The 20268-nt window shown below is 46.8% G+C and carries 17 protein-coding genes; 3 read left to right on the top strand and 14 right to left on the bottom strand.

Annotated elements, in window-relative coordinates; genetic code table 11:
* Nucleotides 1-4: 4 nt before the first annotated feature.
* The 14 genes from UA76_RS13255 to UA76_RS13200 form a co-directional block, all read right to left on the bottom strand.
* On the bottom strand, nucleotides 5-2017 hold the full coding sequence (locus UA76_RS13255) for a methyl-accepting chemotaxis protein (protein ID WP_047046948.1): 2013 nt from the start codon (nucleotides 2015-2017) through the stop codon (nucleotides 5-7).
* Nucleotides 2018-2148: 131 nt separating this feature from the next.
* Complete coding sequence (locus tag UA76_RS13250) at nucleotides 2149-3438, bottom strand: carbohydrate porin (protein WP_047046945.1); 1290 nt, start codon at nucleotides 3436-3438, stop codon at nucleotides 2149-2151.
* 453 nt (nucleotides 3439-3891) lie between these two features.
* Complete coding sequence (manA, locus tag UA76_RS13245) at nucleotides 3892-5115, bottom strand: mannose-6-phosphate isomerase, class I (RefSeq protein ID WP_047046942.1); 1224 nt, start codon at nucleotides 5113-5115, stop codon at nucleotides 3892-3894.
* Nucleotides 5116-5272: 157 nt separating this feature from the next.
* Nucleotides 5273-6013: a MurR/RpiR family transcriptional regulator gene (locus UA76_RS13240; protein ID WP_047046940.1), complete on the bottom strand. Its 741-nt coding sequence runs from the start codon at nucleotides 6011-6013 to the stop codon at nucleotides 5273-5275.
* 2 nt (nucleotides 6014-6015) lie between these two features.
* Nucleotides 6016-7524 carry a DUF4127 family protein gene (locus UA76_RS13235; protein WP_047046937.1) on the bottom strand — a complete coding sequence of 503 codons (1509 nt, stop codon included), beginning with the start codon at nucleotides 7522-7524 and terminating at the stop codon, nucleotides 6016-6018.
* Between the two features lies 1 nt (nucleotide 7525).
* Nucleotides 7526-8881: an FAD-dependent oxidoreductase gene (locus tag UA76_RS13230; protein ID WP_047046934.1), complete on the bottom strand. Its 1356-nt coding sequence runs from the start codon at nucleotides 8879-8881 to the stop codon at nucleotides 7526-7528.
* Nucleotides 8868-9455 carry a hypothetical protein gene (locus tag UA76_RS13225; protein ID WP_238322297.1) on the bottom strand — a complete coding sequence of 196 codons (588 nt, stop codon included), beginning with the start codon at nucleotides 9453-9455 and terminating at the stop codon, nucleotides 8868-8870. Before UA76_RS13225 ends, UA76_RS13230 begins: the two co-directional genes overlap by 14 nt.
* Before the next feature lie 9 nt (nucleotides 9456-9464).
* Entirely contained in the window at nucleotides 9465-11591 is a 2127-nt protein-coding gene (locus tag UA76_RS13220; RefSeq protein WP_047046930.1) for a hydantoinase/oxoprolinase family protein, read from the bottom strand.
* A 78-nt stretch (nucleotides 11592-11669) separates the two neighbouring features.
* Nucleotides 11670-11837: a hypothetical protein gene (locus tag UA76_RS24770; protein WP_238322296.1), complete on the bottom strand. Its 168-nt coding sequence runs from the start codon at nucleotides 11835-11837 to the stop codon at nucleotides 11670-11672.
* A 103-nt stretch (nucleotides 11838-11940) separates the two neighbouring features.
* Nucleotides 11941-13017: a transporter gene (locus UA76_RS13215; RefSeq protein ID WP_238322295.1), complete on the bottom strand. Its 1077-nt coding sequence runs from the start codon at nucleotides 13015-13017 to the stop codon at nucleotides 11941-11943.
* A gap of 116 nt (nucleotides 13018-13133) precedes the next feature.
* A complete protein-coding gene (locus tag UA76_RS24765) occupies nucleotides 13134-13745 on the bottom strand; it encodes a hypothetical protein (RefSeq protein WP_238322294.1) in 612 nt (203 codons plus the stop codon).
* Between the two features lies 1 nt (nucleotide 13746).
* A complete protein-coding gene (locus UA76_RS13210; protein ID WP_238322293.1) occupies nucleotides 13747-15663 on the bottom strand; it encodes a glycoside hydrolase family 38 N-terminal domain-containing protein in 1917 nt (638 codons plus the stop codon).
* 36 nt (nucleotides 15664-15699) lie between these two features.
* Nucleotides 15700-16641 (bottom strand): ROK family protein, encoded by a 942-nt coding sequence (locus UA76_RS13205; protein ID WP_047046927.1) that lies wholly within the window; start codon nucleotides 16639-16641, stop codon nucleotides 15700-15702.
* The gene (locus UA76_RS13200) at nucleotides 16641-17330 is read right to left on the bottom strand and encodes an N-acetylmannosamine-6-phosphate 2-epimerase (protein ID WP_047046924.1); all 690 of its coding nucleotides are present in this window, start codon (nucleotides 17328-17330) and stop codon (nucleotides 16641-16643) included. Before UA76_RS13200 ends, UA76_RS13205 begins: the two co-directional genes overlap by 1 nt.
* 513 nt (nucleotides 17331-17843) lie before the next feature.
* Between UA76_RS13200 and UA76_RS13195 the strand changes: the two genes are divergently transcribed.
* From UA76_RS13195 to UA76_RS13185, 3 genes are read left to right on the top strand one after another with little or no spacing between them, the layout of a single operon-like run.
* A complete protein-coding gene (locus tag UA76_RS13195; protein ID WP_047046921.1) occupies nucleotides 17844-18854 on the top strand; it encodes a hypothetical protein in 1011 nt (336 codons plus the stop codon).
* A 10-nt stretch (nucleotides 18855-18864) separates the two neighbouring features.
* Nucleotides 18865-19764 carry an ROK family protein gene (locus UA76_RS13190; protein ID WP_047046919.1) on the top strand — a complete coding sequence of 300 codons (900 nt, stop codon included), beginning with the start codon at nucleotides 18865-18867 and terminating at the stop codon, nucleotides 19762-19764.
* A gap of 22 nt (nucleotides 19765-19786) precedes the next feature.
* Nucleotides 19787-20137, top strand: a complete 351-nt coding sequence (locus UA76_RS13185; RefSeq protein ID WP_047046917.1) for a DUF2799 domain-containing protein — start codon at nucleotides 19787-19789, stop codon at nucleotides 20135-20137.
* Nucleotides 20138-20268 lie beyond the last annotated feature (131 nt).

Here is a 20268-nt window from a genome sequence, read left to right as displayed (position 1 = left end):
TGGCTTAGCGATCAGCGATATCAGTAAGTTTGAAACTTGCTGTAAGCCCTGCCTGCTGCTCAGCCATTCTCTCGAGTTGCTCTCCGTGAGAGGCAAGAGCTTGTGAGCGACTCAAGTTACGCTGAGCCAAATCGTGAATTTGACTGACGTTTTGTGTCACTTCGCTGGCTACAGACTGATGCTCGGTTGTGGATGCAGCAATCTGGTGACTGCTATCTTCAATCTGATTCAAGCGCTGATGAACTTGAGACAAAGATTGGCCAACATCATTGGTTTGCGAAACGCAGCGACTAACCCCTTCTGTACATTGAACGATTTGTTGAACCGCCAATTTGGAGCGTGATTGCAACTGTTCAATTTTGCTCTGAATCTCTTGAGTCGATGTCGTCGTTTTCGCCGCCAACATACGAACTTCATCAGCGACCACTGAAAATCCACGTCCGTGTTCACCCGCTCTCGCAGCTTCGATTGCCGCGTTCAATGCAAGCAAATTCGTCTGCTCAGAAATAAGTGAAATCACATCCAATATAGACTCGATACTTGCGGTCTCTTTTTCGAGATCATGTATCGTGTCTGTGGCGTTTTCCATCTCTTCAGACAAGGTGTTCAATAGCTGAATGTTTTCATCCATCACTTGCTTCCCTTGCGCTGAATTCTCGACCGCATCAGTCACCATATCCAAAGTGAGATTGGCTGAGCTGGCAATTTCACTGACTGAGCTTTCTATCTGCTCCATCGCGGTCGCCACCTGCAAAGTCTGATTGGTCTGCTCTGAGATACTGGTATTTAGAGCCTCACTGGTGCTTTGATTGTCTAAAGACGCACGATTGAGCGCCTGAGAAGACGAGCGCATTTGCACAACAATGTGTGTGAGATGTTCGATCACCAGATTGACCTTCTGGCCCACTAATCCAAACTCATTACGCGCCATGTTATCGATGTTTGCGGTGAGATCTTTTTCCGCCACGCGAGCGAGTGCTGCTTGCAGTTGCTTGCTTGGTCGTCGAATTCGGTTAGCACTGGATATCGCAATAAGCACGGTAAACAAAATTGAAACCACAGAGGTCACAATTAGGGCAATCAATAGTTTTCGAGACTGATCATAAGATTGAGTGTATAAAGTTTGCGCCGTATCGAGGGCGTAATCAGACAGCGCATCGATGTTCACCAACTGCTGATCAATCAACTGCTCAAGTTCAAAACGTTGGGCGCGAAGTGATTCATAAAGCTCAACCGTAATGACATGCTCTCTCACCGCACCTTTATCAGTAAACGCTTGGGACGCCAACAACTCAATGGTTCTCTCACCTTGCCTATACAGATTAGGCGCAGCGGTTTTATAAGCCGCTACCGCTTCGTTAAAATAGCGCTGTCTGTTCTCAAATCGACGCTCAACGGCGCGAAGCTCAATCATATCTTGAAGAGAAAATACTTCGCTCACTTCACCAATCAAAATACCAGCTTGTGATAGAAGGCCTTCAATGGCTCTCGTTTGAGCGCTAGTATCTGCACGTGTTAACGCATTGATAAGATGCGTGTTTAGTTGCGAGGCCAGAGATTGAAACTGAGATTGTTGATACAAATCTTGGTCTTTCTTATCAAGATAATGCGCATACTGAGCGAGAACAGTGTCAATCTCTTGCTCAGCTAGACCATCCGTTGTTTGCACCGTTTCGATCAACCGCTCCACAAACGGGTCATCATCAGCCAGTTCACTTAACGCAATTTGACGCAGCTTGTACTGGTCAATATTGCTATGGATATCCGCTTCCAAAGGCTCAAGTTCATCAATGTACATCGCGGAAAAGAACGGCGTTAAGCTACGGTTGATATTAAGAAAATCAATAGTGAGTTCTGCGGAAGAGACCATTAAAGGCGTCGACTCTTGAGTAATGGTTTGGATCTTGGAAGTAATGGTTTGATTGCCGTTAATAGCGAACCAAGCGGAACCTAGCATCAATACAATCAGAATAGAGAAGCTCATATAGAGCCGAGAAACCAGTGAGTTGAAATTCATACACGCTCCTAATTACAGAAAATTAGGTAAAAAAATGGGCACGAATCGTGCCCAAAGAAAGGGAGTTACTAATAAAACGGCTCCTACTCTGCCTTTCGGAGCCAAATATGGACAATTAGGTTATGAACTGATTACCACCAAGCTTCAAACATTGCACCGAAGCTCACTGTATCTACGTTAGTTGTCTCAACGCCAGTACCTTTCGTTTCAACATCACCCACTGTGGTGTAGAAGCGCAGCATTGGACGGCTCCAAGGTAGACCACCTAGCGAGATGTTTTGAGATAGTGTCACTTTCCAAGCTTGCTGTTTTGAATCGTCTTCGTAATCAACTTGAGCAAGACCTGCTTCTAGCCAAGTAGAGTGAGTGTCATCCCAGTTGTACATTGGACGTACGATTGCAGAGTACTCGCTTGATTCGTTTGATACGTCATCACCAGAAATGTCTTTGTATGACGTTAGGTAATCAATGTACCACTGGTCAGCTGGATTAAATCCACCTTCCAAACTCACGTAGAAAACTTGCTTATCACCCGCTAGGTCAAATGCCGCATTGTCTGCGCCATCACCATACTTCATTACAATACGGTGATCGCTACCAAGGCCAAGTGTTGCACCCACTAACCATGCTGTCTCGTCTTGTACATCCGCATCTGCTTCATCTGAAGCAAAGCCGTAGTTTGCGTATAGGTCTAGGTTACCGATGCCCGCATTAATGCCGTGAAGCTTTGACGTTACTGCGTAGCGACCGTTATCGTTACCCAGAGCTGAGTTACCGCCGTCATTTGACGCCACTTGGCCAACAACAGCTAAGTCGAACTTAGCACCACCGAAGTCGAAGTTATTGAAACCTGCACCCTGGCCATCATGCGACATCCAGAAGTAATCGTTCAGACCTTGTTGTGGACGTTGGTGGAAGTCACGACCTGCCCAGATGTAAAGCTCTGGCTGGCTCTCAAATACGTTCGTCACACCTGCATAGAACTTTTTAAGGTTTACACCGTCTGTTGATCCCCAGTTGCTGCTCGCCCAATGGTCAAGCATCACGGCTAGGTTCCACTTAGCACCGCTTTCCGATTGGAAGATCTTACCGAACTGGAATTCACCGCCGTTCGCTTCGTTACCTAAACGACCTACTGCCGCACCTGTACTACCAATACCAACGTATGCGCTGTCACCAGCTGCGTAGTGTGCGCCGTAGCGAGCGTAACCAGAGAAGATAATACCTAGTGGCACTTCAGTATCTGGTGTTAGCACTGACTGCTGTTGATCATCTGTGTAATCGAGTGTCACGACTGCTTTTTCCAGTTCAGCAATACGTTGCTCCAACTCAGAGATTTCTGCGTCAGATGCGAATGCAGCGCCAGAAGCAAGCGAAGTAGCCACTGCAAGACTAAGAGGTAAGAACTTAAAGTTTTTCATTGTTATATCCCTATTATTTTATTTGGGTAATCTCTTTCGGAAAAAAATAATAAGCAATGAAACAACTGAAAATGGACGACCAGTTCACACAGGAAAAAGCAACAAAACGTCATGAAACTCTAGCAAAATTACATCATTATCTAAGCCCATAAATTTCATAGACTTAAAGTAAGGTTTGGATTTTTTAACAGTTTGAAATCGGTTTCATTTCATGAAATTAGAAGGTGGTGGTCACGAATTTATTGACCATTTGTGCACAAGGTGAGGTAGGGATATTGAAATATTTCATGGTTATGAAACCTTTCAAGAAACTGAAAATTAATAACATACCCAATAAGTATTAATAATCAAAAAATAATAGATAGAGTTGTCTCTTGGTAACTTTTTGTTAAAAGATAAAAGCCCAAGATTACTCTTGGGCTTATTCAGGCAGTATATTTTAAGAAAAGTTCCTTAACTACTAAATGCGCGCGCGACTCGACCATTAGACATCACTGTATAATTCTCCGCATAGGCAGGAATAAATAGAGATTCGCCTTTCGCAATCGTTATCGACTCCCCATTGCTATGGGTTAACGTTGCATCAGTATCAATTGCCAACAAGATTTCAGCACTATGCACTTGGCAAGTTTTACCTCGTTCAGGTAAGTGTACTTCAAATCGGAAGTCTTCAACTGGAATCGAGTAATAGCAACTGCCATCCACAACGCTCGGGCGGAGCAACAAGGAATCCAGTGAGCGTGGTTCAAACGTTGTACCATTAACCAGCTCATTAATGTCAATGTGCTTTGCCGTTAAACCCGCGCGAAGTACGTTGTCTGAGTTCGCCATGATCTCCAAACAAGCCCCTTTTACATAGGCATGGGGTGTTCTAGCACTAAGATACATGCTGTCACCCGGTTGCAGCGTGATCACGTTAAGAAGTAACGGACACAGTAAACCAATGTCATTTGGGTATTGCTCTGCAAGAGAACAAATAAGCGCGTGGGTTTCATCGTGTTGATGTTGAGTCGAATACGCCACTAGCGCAGCGAGCGCCAGCTCTTTTTCTTGGCCTTGCATTGTTAACAAACGAACGAAAAAGCGCTCCAAACCGTTTGCCGATAGGTCAGATTCAAACGCTTGCAGCGCAGAATCTAATTGAGGAATGTTTACCTCACGCACGTTATTGATGATCGCTTCAAAGCTTCGAAAACCGTTCATTGCTTGAAATTCACCAAGCGCGTAGACGAGCTCTGGCTTGTGATTCGCATCTTTATAGTTACGACGAAAATCGCCCAGTTCAATCCCCTGCTCTTGCTCACGTTGGAAGCCTTGCTCGGCGGTAGACTTGTCTGGGTGAACCTGTATCGACAACGCTTTTTGCGCGGTTAAAATCTTGAAAAGGTAAGGCAGCTCACCAAAGTACTTCTCGGTCACTGGCGACAAGATGGCTGGCTTATCAAGTGCGATAAAGTCTGCAAGAGATAACTCGTTGTTACCCAATGTTAGAGTAGAGCTTCCCCCCGGATGCGCGCCCATCCATACTTCAGCCAACGGCTCTGACGCTTGATTGTCAACATCAAAAAGATCGGGCAGCAGATCGGCGCAACCCCATGCGTAATTCTTAATAGGATTATTGAGTTTTAAAAACTTAGGTGCTTGTTCATTGGATAATTGAGTATTAACGACAGACATAACAATCCCTCAGACTTTATTTGCAAGCCCGCTTATTTCATTAAAAATAGTTTTTTTATTAAATTTCGGGTGTAGAAACCCAGCCACCTAATTATCACTAGGTGGCGTTATTCATACATTCAGTTTTATTTATTAATAAATAAAAGTTAGCTATTTATTATTTGTGCTCTAGTTTTCTCAAAATAACATCGAGCACTAATTTAATATTTAAACCATCAAAGAGGTCAGTATCACATTTAATGGTGGGTACCCAATAGTCGGCGACCACTGCTTGGTCGGTTCCAGCCATTGGTGGACAAATCGACACCGTCACACAATCCAGCTCCAACATGTCTTTAAGTTGCTGCTGCCAATGCGCGCTCATTTCAGTTGATGAGACGAACAGCACACCGTCTTTGTGGCCTAAGCTTGGCAGTAAGGCTTCGCATTGAGTTAACGAAGCCATTTGCACCACGCGCTTACCTTGCTCTTGGCAACCATTCACAAAATACTGAACATTGTCGCCATTTGGTGTCACGACAAACAAGGTGTTACAACGGCTTAAACAGGTGATCAACTCTTCAACATTCACTCCTTTAAGAAGCTCGCGAATAAATGAAATCAGCTCTTCAGCCTCGTTTAAAGTCGCAAATGTTAGGTCTTCGGCGCTGACTTCTGACGATTGCGACGACAAGTGCGCCGCCATCTTAAAGTCACCATAGCTGCGATAACCCAACTCACGGCTTAAACGGCTCACACTCGACACACTCACCTGAGCAAAATCCGCCAGTTCGGTCACTGTCATTCTTGATACCGAAGACAAGTTGTCTTCGATAAAGTCTGCCAGTAACGTCAACGCTGGGCTCAGGTTCGGTTTCAAGAGCCGAAGTGAAGCAAGCAGTTCGGTTGTCGGCTCCATAATTAGCCTACACCGTTGATGTTCAGACCAATCTCAAACGTGCGCTGCCATGGTGAGAACACGTCAATGTCCAATTGTTGCGGTAACGAGTTGGCCGTCAGTGAGCGGTAGGTGTTCAACAACCCTTCTTTGGCTGTCGCCATGGCTTCATCTAACTGCTCCGCCGGATAAGTCGTATGGCCAAAGGCAGCATCCGAGAAATAGCGCTCAAGCAATTGGGTTCTCACCACCGCTTGGTAACACACATCTTCTAAAATATGGAAGCTGATGTTTTGCACCGTAATTGGATTGGCTAGGTCTGCAATCATGCCCGCACCTAACGTGGTTCCCAGCGTATTACAGTTGGTGTTCCAACCCTTGTAAGACGTGAGTTTGCCAAGAACATTGAGCTTGTCTAAAAAGCGAATAAGCTCGATGTCACCGCCGTTAGCAAACGCACTGTCTGCCACCATCACTTTCTTGCCCACAGAGACGTACTCTTCAATACGTTGAGCAAAATCGAGTAAATTGCGACCCGAGCTGTAAGTCAGATCCTTCTTCGATTGCATCGCCGCTTCTTGCATGAATTTACCTGGCGAGTTAATCGCTAGAATGTAATCCGCATCGGCGCTGTTATCCGCCCAAACTGCGCCCGCAGCGCGGATATGCGCTTTCACTGACTCGTTCATTGGACGGTCTTCGTATAGCGGCGTAATTTGTGGGCCGAGGGTCGACGCGTAGAATGGGAATACGCGCGGCTTATAGCCTTGGTACTCATTAAATGCGCGTGATAACAATGTTACACCCACTTCATCCGCGCCCGGGTAAATAGCGATATCAAACGACAGTGACTCTTTTTCGATGTAATGAATCACCGACTTTTGGTCAATCGCGGTATAGCCAAATGGGCTTGAATCATCTTGTGGGATAACGAGAAAATCGATGACTTTCTCTTTGACTAACTTCGCCACCAGCAGGTTTGCAGAGGCATTGAATGCGCGGCGAGACTCAAAGTCGTCCAGTACGTTCTGCGGCACGGCATCCATCAGTGATTCGAGTTTCTGTGCTTCTTCTTCGCTTAGCGACTCACGTGCCTGCTTATCTTGCAGATACTTACGGCGGAAGATTTCACTGCCGTAATCATCATAATACTCTGGCTCTTCATCGCTGCTGCTGTAGCTTGGGCAACGCATGATGCAGTTGTAAGTATAGATCTTAGCGTTTGGATTCAGCTGCTTCAGTTTGCGAACGCTAGCTTCAAACTCTTCTAGCGCAGATTCGTCAAGATGATGCAGGCGAGATGGAATCAGACCGCCATAAAGCATCATATCCACTGACAAAATCACGTTATCGACACCCTCTAGGTTATCGAACATGAACTGCCATAGATTCGCGGTATTAGCGGGTGTTTTCTTGCTACTCAGCAGCGCCATCTCTGGCGTAATTAAGTCGATATCGGCCGTTTGGGCGATATTTTGTGGATAAACGTAGTTACAAGGGCGCTCATCTAAAGGAATAAATAGCGTTTTCATTCTAGTTCGCTCCTTCTTCGTTCACGCGCGTCTTAAGCTTGGTACCATCAACCGCGTTTAATGGCATGTTAAGCTCTTTTGCTAGTGCACAAGCGCGGCCTGCTGCATCGCCCATGTCGCGGCACGTGTGCTGAATTCGGATGCTCGATTGCATCTTGAAGTCACACGAAATAATGCGGCCAACGAAAATAAGGTTCGCAATTTCATCACATACCAATGAACGGTATGGAATTTCGTAGTATTCGCCTTTGTCGTATTTCTTCTTGAAGGTTTCGCCTTCCACTTCAAGATCGTCACTGTGAATATCGATATACCAATCGCCACGTGCAATGCCATCATCAAACTTACGACGAGCAATGTAGTCGTCACCCGTCATGATGTATTTACCCATTACGCGGTTCGATTCACGTACACCCAACATGTTCGCTTCTTGCGAAATGAAGGCGTGTTCAAAACCAGGGATATGACGCGATAGGAAGGCAATCAGCGTGTGCTGCATATTGCGACCGTAACGCACATACTCAGATAAGATTTGCGGATCTTCAATGTTGCCTAGGTTTGGCATTTGCGGGTTATTGAATGACAAAGTATTTGGCTTGCCCGGCATCGAGAAGCCTTGCACATAGCGAGCAATCTCAGAGGTAATTTCACCTGAATCAATGCCGTGAGCAAACACATCTAATACGCGACCACACGCTGCCACACCCGGTACATGGACAAACTCCATGAATGTCGTATCCGTTGGGTCACAGAAGGTATAGCTGGATTCTGCTAGGAACTCGCGCAGGCGTGCAAAGTCAATGTTGGTCACTTCAAAACGGAATGACACTGATTGACGCGTCCCGTCTGTATCGCCACGCACGGTTGTCGCACCGGCAAAGCGTGACAATACTGCATCACCAGAAGCATCAACAAAGTTTGCCCCTTCAAAACGGTAGAAATCATCAAAAATCAATGCAGTAACGGCGTCAATATTGCCATTGTCTGCGTCGACAGCGACTAACGTTGCATCGTAGAAAATCTCAACGCCGCATTCCGTCAACACTTGCTCATTAAGCAGTTTGAATGACTCAGGAGAGAATAGCTCCATCTTACCCGGCAGAGTGAGTTTCCCTTTACCCTGCATGTGGTCGTGGTAACGCTGTGTTAGAAAATCGGCAGTATCTGAGCCGTGAACATGCGAAGGCATGAATGGCGTAACCATTGCATTCGCTTGAGTGCCAGTAAGAGAGATACGCTTTTCTAACAGCGCCACACGTAAACCTTGTCTTGCTGAAGACAATGCTGCTGCAACGCCTGCAGTACCGCCACCCACGACAACAACGTCGTAGCCTGAATAAGTTTTAGTTGGAGTCATCACAACCTCCGATAAATAAGTCATCAATAAGAAGTGGGTTAAAGTCGCATTGACATACACATTGCGCGAATCGGTTCGACGCGATTTCAGACGGCGACGAGAGGCGACCATAGAAGGTCTTACCCAAAAGCTTCAAACGCTCAACCTTGATATGGAGCACATCATCGGTGATGTGCTCGTCCATCTCTAGCAAATGAAAAAACTCATGCGCTAAATAGAGGTTTTCGATCTGCTCAGCATTTGAGTTCAAGCCTTGCTTCGCTAAATCGGCAAGAGCTAGCTCAATGCTGTCTTTGTAAATCAAGACACGCTTGCCAAGATTGTCTTCGATGATTTCGGCTCTCATCAACAGCCCCTGCTTCACCACATGGTCTACGTTTTTTGTGTATTCAATGCGATAGCCCGCATCAATAAAGGCTTGCTTGAGATCTTCAGAGCGATATTCCTGAGCGGTGCGCTCTCCAAGCTCCAAGGCACGACGAATAATGTCTTGCTGATCGTCTTGTGGAATCATTCGAAAGTACTTATCCAGCTCAAGCTGCATTTGTGCGTATTCAATATCGCTCTTCATCATCTCTTTTACCTATTTTTTCGCTGCAACAAGCAGAACTTCTTGTTCTGCGTTTAAGTGGTCTAGATCCATCGCAATCATAGAAGTTAGCTGATCCGAGCTAAACAGGCCTGAGTAATCGAACATACGAGAGCCCGTGAACGCGAATACTTTAGGGATAGACTGACCCGCATCCGAGTATGAAGACATATCGTTCACCAGCTTGTTGACTGCTTCACCGTAACCGCTGCGTGGCACCTTGATGTGCTGCGCGTTTTTCAGCTTCAGTGGGATCATGCCGTCTGACTTAACAATCGCGTAGTGTTCTTCTTCTTTCTTAAAGAGATTGAAGAACTTACCAGTTTGCTTACGCGCTTTAACTACGTGGAAGGCACCTGCCGACTCTTGAGTTTGTACGGCCGCTTTGTCTACCGAGAATACGTCACCCACTTTGCTGATAAGCGCATCTTCTGATAGCTGCTCGGTTGACGCATCGTTACTAAATTCCGTTGCGCCCGTTGCCGTTGCGATAAGAATGTTACGCTGCTTGTCGACTTCGATAGCGATTTCCACCGTCTCTTCTTTCGCACCTTGAGCCACGATTTGGTCCATGATGTCTGAACGGATCTTTTGGATATCCGATGCCGATGGATCGACCACAGAGCGTTCAATTTGCTCGCGTACCATCGCCATTGCCACACCAATTGTTGAGATGTAAGGTGCGTTCTTCGCTGTTTTCGCTTTGAAGCCGTACTTCTCACCCAGTGCGAATGTCGTGATTGCCGCACTACCACCGCCGCCAACGAATTCGATGTACTCAGGGTTCACTTCGTACTCTTTGATCATTGGCTCAACAATGTTCCAAATCTTTTGACAAGCAATGTCCATGACATCGCGTGCCACTTCTTCAACGGTTTTACCGCAGTATTCAGCCAGTGGTTGCCAAGCAACAATGGCCGCTTCCACATTTGCACGAGCGTAATCATCTTCTGGCACGTAACCTAGAATGTTGGCCGCGCCTGCTAGCGTGTAAGCGTACTCGCCTTGGTCTGATGTAATGATCGCGTGGTCTGGGCTATCGCCTTCGATTGGCACGATGGTTTTCATTTTCGCGTTAGTCACTGGCGCATCCACAAAACACTCATAGTGCTTGTCTGCTAAGTGCGCAGAACGAGGGCCAACATCGATGACCTTGCCATCGGCAACGCGAATCATAGAGCCACCCGCAATACCCAGCGTACGAACGTCTAGCGCTTTAAGGTAAGTCTTGTGTTTGCCCACCTGAGCGTTGCTAACAATAACTTTGCCGTCTTTGATTACAGAGATATCAATTGAAGTACCGCCGACTTCGAAGAACACGCCGTCAGAGATTTTTTCGTACATCAATGCGCCCGCAACACCCGCAGCAAGGCCAGAAAGCATAGTCAGGATTGGACGCTGACGTACTTCGTTCACAGACATTACACCACCATCGGCACGCATGATCATCAGCTCAGATGGAATGCCCACTTTCTTCACAACCTGCTCGGTCATGTTCGCAGTTTCAATCATCTTAGGAATCAGAGACGCATTCACAACCGCTGTGCGTGTGCGCATTCTTAGACCGTAAAGCTGAGAGATCTCATGGCCGCTGGTTGCGTACAGGCCTTTCTCTTTAGCAAGGTCAGTCACTAGCTGCTCTAGGTGCGGATCATCGACCGCGTACGCTTCCGATGCCACAATCACTTCGCAGCCTTTGCTTACTAGCTCATCGATAGCCGCTTCAGCCTTCTCTTTGGTGATCTCATCCACATCAAAGTAAGTGAACTCTGTTTGTAGGAACTTACCTGGAGCCAGTTCGATATCTTTTACATTCAACTCGTTAAAGGCAGCTTTACTTTTACCCATGCCGATGATGCCAACTTTCGCTACATCACCTTCTAGCAGTGCGTTCGTTGCCTGAGTGGTACCGTGAGCAATAAAAACAACTTGCTCTGGCGAGATGTTGTTGGTGTCTAGCACTTCATTGATGATCTCAACGATACCTTGCGCTACACCGTCTTTGTGGTGGTGAGTGGTTGGTTTTTTCGATTTTGCAATCACTTCACCTGTTTGGTTGTCGATAACCACGGCATCTGTAAACGTACCGCCAACGTCAATTCCAATTCGTACTTTACGCATAGTTTTTTACCTATTCTTTACTCTTAAATGAGGTGGCCTATTCGGCCACCAGCCGTGGTTAAATCAGTGGAATCTGGTCTACAAGGATGGCGTAGCAAGTGCGACAAAGGTAATCACTAGACCTACCCAGAATAGGCTCTTTGTGATGTCGTTCGGGTCAACTTGAACGAAGTCTGCAATCCAGATGTTTTGCGAGTTCGTTGGGTCACCGAAGCCTTGCATCATACCCGTTGAACGTAGTACCAAACTACCGCGATAGGTGAGAAACCTGCTGTCGCAAAGATAGCTGGAAGCGAACCACCGATACCCCAAGAGTTAAGTGGACCACGGTAAAGAACAAGTGGCGTTGCTAGTGTGAAGCGATAACGTAAGTCATTGGGCTTTGTAGCATAGACACAAGTACTTCAATCGCTGGTGCAATGATTGGCGTTACTGTGTAGAACTGAACACCGCGAATCAAAATACCAAGGCCGATAAGCAGTACAATTGCACCCGCCACTTCTTGTGTGCCTTGCACGAATGATTGTGCGATAGCGTTGATTTTGTCTTTGATCTTACAAACGTAAACCGTGTACGCGATACCAACGATGATCGCCAGTTCAGCTGTGATTACCTGAGGAAGAATGTAGATAGAGCTTAAAACCAGTGCCACAGGAACGATTGGTGCAATGAGTGCCCAGTTGCTTAGTTCGTAAGCTGGCTGAGTTTTGCGAGCATGCCATGCGCTACGTTGAGAGTTCTTAACGTTCAGCATGATGTAAGCAATCGACACAAGCATAGAGATAATGAACAGTGTGATAGCCATGCGAGCAACGATTTCGTATGCCGCTTCGTAGCCACCATCAATTACTGGCGCAAGAATGGTTGCAAAGAAAGCGAAGCCAGCTGGGTTCATTACACCACCAGTGGTAAGGCCCAATAGGATGATTGCGCCTGCAACCACACCAGAGATACCCGCAGTCATCATAATTGGTAGCGCAACAGAACCAATCAAGATTACCGCACCCAGACCGCCGATAGCCGAGAAGATCACCATAGTCGCGACGTAGAAGATAAACGCGATGACTCGAATGCGGTCACCAGCTAGCTCTGCGGCTTTCTTGATGATCGCTTCTGCGATACCTACACGACGAAGGAGTACGGCAAACGCACCACCAAAAATCGAGGCTGCGATTGTAGATGCCATCATACGTGCGCCGTCACCAAATACGGCATTCATGATGCCTTGCACCGTTTCGCCTTCGGCATTTTCATGGGCAAATAGACCAAGCATTGGAATTTCACCAACACTGGCAATAAGCGCTGTTAACGCCCCCATTAAAGGCAGTGCAATCAGGGTTGAGATACGCTTCGTAATCATGGCGTATACGAAGAATATCAGGCCACCTGAAATAAGTAATAGACGGAGAATTTCTATATTGTTCATGGGTATTCTCAACTTTTGTAGGATCGTTATGCCGACACGCTGTGCCGGCGTAGGTAGTTGTTATTAATAAAGTTTTATAAAGACGCTGCGTTGGCTATCTTATTGCTAACCAATAATTAAGCTGGCAAACGTAGCGTAACAATCTGATTAGGCTCGACTTGAGTCAGCATTGGTTGTGCTTCACCAATGAAGTTCACCACCTTGTATTCGCGTGATAGCTCGATGCTTTGAACACGCTTAGATGGGTTCCAGATACGCATCTCAAGCTCATTGCCTACTTTGCGTAGCGCAGACACTTGCAGTGCCGCATTACCCAGTTTCACAGGCTCTAGCCATGCGTTGCTGTGGCCTTTCACTAGCATTGGGGCGTAACGTAAACCTTCAGCTCGCTGACACTGAACTTCACTTTCAACGCGACCTAAGTGGACGCGCAGACGGTAGTCGTGCTCGCCCAAGCATTGTGCTTCTGGCGTCGGCAAGTCAGGGCCTGCACCATTGCCACGGGTAGAGAAATCGCGGCGAGATAACCAGCCCACACTACGAAGCAGGGTCATGGCTAGCTCATCACCAGCTTGAGCTTCAACCACACGGTACTCAGTCACACCTAGGTGGGTAACTTGAACCGCACCCGCTGTGACAAACGACTGGCTAGGGTTCACCGATACTTTGGCTTCTTTGTTTGGCAGAACGCGTTGGTTGTCTTGATAAACAACAGGGCGAGTCGCCACTTCAAATGCGCTGTCCGCTTGCGTTCACTTCTAGCTTCTCACCCGTTGGGAAGTGCATGGATAGGCGGTGATCTTTCGCATTGTTTGTCCAGTTAATTGCAACGTCGATGTAGTCTGTGTCACGCATCAGCGTCACAGTAATTTCGCCATAGCTGCGAACATCAACGCCACTTGCACTGCGGCGATCTAGGCTAAGCTCGCTTGGTTGAATCAGCTCAACACGTGCCACCATTTCAGAGAAGTCCGTGTGCTGGCGAGTTTGAACAGGGCCCACCAATTTCGCGACGCTTAGGCGATCGTTCATTGCAGGTGCGTAGTTGTAGCTGTCACCGCAATCCAATGAAGATTCAATGCGACCTAAGCCATCAAACGTCTCACCCGTTTGGTTAATTGTCACCGTTAGCGTTGCGTTGCTGCACCACTCAACAGTAAGCGTGTCATTCGCAATGACGGCTGCTGAACGAGCCATAATTGGCGATGCCGTTTCTAATTTCTCAACATTCAATGCACAGTAAGAAAGACCTTCGATTTGAACTTGCAGCGCAATCTTGTACCAGTGACCTTCAATGCGATCTGGGAAATCGTCGATTGGTGATTCAAAGTTAAAGCCAGGCTCTGTCTTGATAATAACTGGTGTCAGGATCTCACCTTGCTCATCTTTAATCTGTAAGCCGTATGCTTCATCGCCCGCAACGAAGATGCGCTCGGTTACCCAACCATCAAACGCTTTTGGATTTGGGTTGAATAGAGAGATAGCTGAGTGATCCGCAAACGGACTTGGACCCGACTGACCATTGACCTCATCAGTAATACAACCTAGAGACAACAGCGCCATGTCCATCATCGCTTGGCTGCGCTGAGCTAGCTTTTCGTAACGCGTTTCCATCTCGCGGTGCACTTCATCAACTGAACAGCCACAAATTGAATCGTGAGCGTGTTGAGTCAGCAGTGTTTTCCAGCTTTGTTCTAGCAGGCGGTTCGGGTAGTTTTCTACCGGAGCCATCGCCAGTAGCGGCTCTACTTTGCGCGTTAGCGTATCTTCTGCTTCTTGGTTCAGTGCTTTTAGGTAGCGGCGGGTCGATAAAACATCTGGAAGAACGAATGCGCGGTCATTGCCTCTTAGCTCTCCCTCTACGCTTGGTAGTGCGTCATCGCATTTCGCTTGCAGCGTCTCTAGGTAAGTCGCCAGATCGCTCTGCTTAAGTTCGATGTCGTCACGGCCGTGGTTGAACTCTGCAATGCGTTCTTGCATATTGCCTTGTGCTGGGCGTAGGTGATCACCACCTTGAGTCAGCAATAGCTCGTCGGTCGTTGCACGTTCAGTGATTTTGTTTAGGTAAACGTCGATGTTGTCTGCAAAGTTGTCAGTATTTAGTGGGTGTTGGTAGTAGCCTTCTGTTAAGAACAGAGTGAAGATTTCTGTACCATCAACTCCTTTCCAACGGAGCTCAGACTGGTTCGCATCAATACCGCGCCAAAGCACTGTATTGTTGATGTTGAAACCAGAAAGAATTTGCGGCATCTGACCGATATGACCAAAGGTATCCGGCAGGTAACCCACTTGCTGGTAGTTACCCAAAGAGTTCGCCAGCTTGCGGCCGATCTCTAGGTTACGAATCAAGCTTTCGCCACCACATAGGAATTCATCCGCCATCACATACCAAGGGCCTAGCACTAGGCGGCCTTCTTGCATTAGGCGGTGCAGTTTTTCAGCCAGTTCAGGCTCACACGCTTCAAGTAGATCTTCCGCAGCCACAACTTGACCATCAAATAGGAAGCTTTCCAACTCGTTGTTTTCTAATGCCGATACCACGCGTTCCATTACGCGGATCAAGCGAACTCGAAACGTTTCAAAAGGTAAGTACCACTCGCGATCCCAGTGAGTTTGAAATACGACAGAACAGATTTTTTTAGACATAGTTTTACCCTAAATACGGATTAGTGCTTGTCGCGGTTAGATATCATCGCGTTGTTGTTTAAGTTCTTGGAAGTGGTTGAACACCATCTTCGCTGCGCCGTACATACCGGCATCGTTGCTCAGCGTTGCTGGGCGAACTGGCGTCATCACGCCTTTTTGCTGAAGTTGTTGTAGCATTAGCTCCCACCAATGTTCGCGAGAGTTGATCATGCCGCCGCCGAGCAGAACCAATTGTGGATCCACCGTCCAACGAATGTTGCTGATCGTCGTTGCAAGCAAGCGCATGAAATCTTCAACCGTTGCGATCACCTTAGGATCACGCTCTGCGTAGGCTTGGATCACGCTAAGCCCATCTGGGTATTTGTGATGTTCGCTGTCAGGAAGTTGAAACAACAACGTTTCGCGAAGTCCTGTGCCAGATAGCAGAGATTCGAGGGGTACGGTCATTTGTGGACGGTAAGGATGAGGCACTTCCATACGCCCCCAGTGACCCGCCAAATAGCTAGAGCCGTGCATCATTTTGCCGCCACTTAGCATTGCGCCACCTAGACCAGTACCTAGTGTTAGCATCACGACATCGTTATAGCTTTGCGCGCCGCCTAGCCACTGTTCACCGAGCAGTGCGCAGTTTACGTCATTGTCGGTGCCGACAAAGATGCCGAACTCTTCTTCCAGCATGTAGCCAAGACGTGTGCCCTTCCATTGAGGAAGGCTGTCTGTCGCATCAACGACCGAGCCAGAGCGAACGTTGATAACACCCGCAGCCGATACACCGATACCAAGCAGAAGCTTCTTCTCGCGACGTGCACGGGTAATCAAAGGGACAATCGCCGCAATGATGCTGTTCATGATGCCTTCACGACCTTCACTGATATTCGTCGCCGAGGTATTCGCAACCACTAGACGGCCTTCGCTGTCGATCAGACCTGCACGAATCTTAGTACCGCCAAGGTCTAGGCCAAGTGCAAGTTCAGTCATTACGCTAACTCCTTCTCAGCTTGGATAGCAGAGACGAACTTTTGAGTGATGAGCTGTGGACGCGTGATGGCAGAACCCACAACCACTGTCCAAGCACCGGCTGCCATTGCCTGTGAAACATGGTTTGGCGTAGAAACGCGCCCTTCAGCAATGACTGGAATCGTTAACGCTTGACTTAAGCGACGAATCAAAGCGAAATCTGGCGCATCACCGTTGTGAGCCGTATCTGGTGTGTAACCCGATAACGTTGTTGATACGCAATCCACACCCAATCTTTGCGCTTCGACGCCCTGCTCGAACGTGGCAATGTCTGCCATGATCGTGCAAGAAGACTGACGAATTTGGCCAATCAGGTCTTCAATTGTCTCACCACTTGGGCGAGTGCGCCCTGTCATATCAAGTGCAATCATGTCTGCACCTGCATCAATGATCGCTTTTACTTCTTTAGACGTTGGGGTGATGAAAATTTCAGAATCACTGTAATCTTGTTTGATTAAACCGATGACTGGCACAGTAGGAAATGCCTGTTTCACCGCTTTGATGTCGTCCGTTGACTGAATACGAAGTGCTTGTGCGCCGCCTTCCAATACCGCCGCTGCCATTTTCACTATCGTCTCTGAACCAAATAGAGGTTCGTGAGGAAGTGCTTGTACCGAAGCTATCAGTTCGCCTTTCAGTGCCGCTAACATTATCTAAGCCCTATAAATACTAAAAATACTTTTTAATACATCAACTTATATTGATTTAAATCTCAAAGATGAGCATTTTTTCGTTGGGTTTAGATTAATTATTTTTTTCAGATTAACGTCACAGCATGACCAATTTTGTCAATTGAGTGATCTTAGTCTCACCAAATGCTCGATTATTGGTCATTTGGAAGATCAAGATCACACATGATTTTAAGGGGTATGAGAGCAATTACTTTAAGTGCCTGATTAAGGATTTAAGACACCACGCCTTTCATGAGCAAAAAGACAATTTAAGCTACTGATTTTAAACAAATTAAATCATATATCAGATCGGATATGTGAACTATATCAAACTATTAATCAGTGTGATTGCGCGCACAACTCTTAGCCCGCTAACACGAATTTTGCGTGACTATTCTCTCTTTGTGTAAATATTCAGCCCTCTCGGAGCAATTTTCGATTTCCGATACCTCACAATCTGCTGCGAAATTGCTCATAGGACATCACACTAAAATGCAAAATAATAAACGTACTCTACTAACATTATCCCTGTGTTCCTTATTCGCGAGCGGCGCTATGGCAAGCGGTGGTTGGATTCAAAACGAAACTGAATTTAGAACGTTCAGTTACGACTTTGACAACGCCCCGACACCAAACAGTCGTGACGAAGTGGAAGTTAACAAGAAGCTACTGCAAGGTATGCTTCAGCTCACTGAAGATAGTGACTTATGGCTTGATTTACGCCGCATTGACTACTTCACAGACAACGGCGACGGCTATTTTAAAAATGGTTATCACTGGGATCACGAAGCCCACTTACGCTTCCACTACGATGGTATTGAATGGCTAGGCCGTGAATGGAAATTCCGTCCGGCAATCGCATGGGAAGGTGACTGGAACTTCAAAAACACAAGCGGTGACCTGAACTGGAGTTCAAACGACTACTATCTACAGTTTGACATGCTGACATCATTCCCTAACGGCATCACACCATGGGACAGCGGTTCGCATACTCTAAACTTCCGTCCGCTATTGACCGAGTACATCGTATTGGGTGAATCCAGTAAGTTCCACCAAGGTGGTAACTACCGCGGTCATCGTCAACAGGTAATGAACTTCTTCTTAGTATCTCAGTGGAGTGACAACTTCCGCTCGATCTTCAGTTTCCGTAACTACCTAGATACCATGGCGAAAGATGGCATTAAGTACCACTACGGCTCTGAAAATGAAACTTGGTACGACATCTACACCAACGGCGGCTTCAAGTTCACATGGCACAACAAACTTGAGTTCTACGGCGGTATGGAAGATTCAAGTGAAGTTCTGCGCGACAAGTTTGTGGAATTCTACACGCGCCTAGAAGCCAGCTACGGAAAAACGTTTGAAAATGGCGTGACAGTGCGCGGCCTAGTTGGCCAAGACCTATATGATTACCACTACAACGACAGCATTTGGGTGGGTGGCAACTACAGCCGTATGGAAACCATTGCAACACTAACCATTAACGTACCACTGGGTAAGTAAGGGTAGAGTTATGCAGTACTTAGGCTTAGATATTGGCGGAACCAAGATTTCCGCAGCCCTTTTCCAAGACGATGGTGAACAGCTGTACTACCAACGTTATGAAACCATCAAGGATGACTATGATGCTTTTCTACGTCACGTAATCGACATCATTGAAACTGCAATCAGCCAGGTCGCAGAAGACATCAATATTGGTATTGGGCTACCTGGTGCAATTTGCCCTAAAACCGATAACATCAAGAATTCCAACATTCTGGTGATAAATGGTCAGCCGCTCAAGCAAGACTTAGAGCAGCGTTTAGGGAAAACCATTTTCTTAGCCAACGATGCAGATTGCTTCGCGTTGAGTGAAGCTCTGTTCGGCGCAGCAAAAGGTTATCCATCGGCTTTCGGTGCCATTATTGGCACTGGATGCGGTGGTGGAGTGGTGAGCAATAAGCAGTTAGTCAAAGGCCCAAACAACATCGCGGGCGAGTGGGGACACAACCAACTGGCTCACCTTAACACCGACTGCGATTTTGCTCCGAAACCGTGTTATTGCGAAAGCACGGCTTGTAATGAGTTGTTTCTATCCGGCACTGGCTTCGCGGCCAGATACAATGCCCAACATGGAACCGATCTAACAAGTCAACAAATCATGGCTGCGCGTAATAAGTCTGAGTCTGCAAAAACGCACTACAACCACTATATTGATCAATTAGCGAGAGCACTTTCTCAAGTGATCAATGTTTTCGACCCATACGCTATCGTGTTGGGTGGTGGAATGTCGAATGAAGCGGGTATTTATGATGATTTGCCCCCTGTACTGTCAAAATATGTGTTTGGCGGTAACTGCACCACCCCGATTTTAAAAGCTCAACTGGGTGACGATAGCGGAGTCAAAGGCGCAGCATTCTTATGTGTGTCTTAACAGAATTTAACGAGGAAGAATTATGAAAGCCAAACTATCACTGTTGATTGCTGGTTTCGTATTGGCGGGCTGCTCAACAACGGGCACTTCAATGGATACCGTCGACAACTGGCAAAAATATGGCTTTGACCAAGCAGTTGCTGGCAAAGTTATGATCGAACAAAATGAGTTTACTGCTGAAGACTACGCACTTTATGAAGAAGGTTATGTTGTTGGCCAAAAAGTATACTGCAGCCAAGACCCGTATAAAGTCGGCATGGTAGGTAAGATTTACAATGGCATCTGTGACGAACTGTCAGACGATTTCCAAACTCAGTATGAGTTGGGCCGTTTAGAATACCTTGCGATGCAAGCGAAAATGGCAGACAACTGATATTGACCCCTAGTGTCAGTTGACTGCTTTAGCATGACTCAAACGGACTATTTTTGGACAGGAAAAGCTTAGTCACCTTTTTCACTCCGTTTAAAACTGCTCAAAAAAGCCAGCGTTATCGCCTGTCTCTT

The sequence above is a fragment of the Vibrio mexicanus genome, assembly GCF_001012815.1.
GTDB classification, from domain to species: domain Bacteria; phylum Pseudomonadota; class Gammaproteobacteria; order Enterobacterales; family Vibrionaceae; genus Vibrio; species Vibrio mexicanus.
This window is presented reverse-complemented; position numbering and strand designations above follow the sequence as displayed.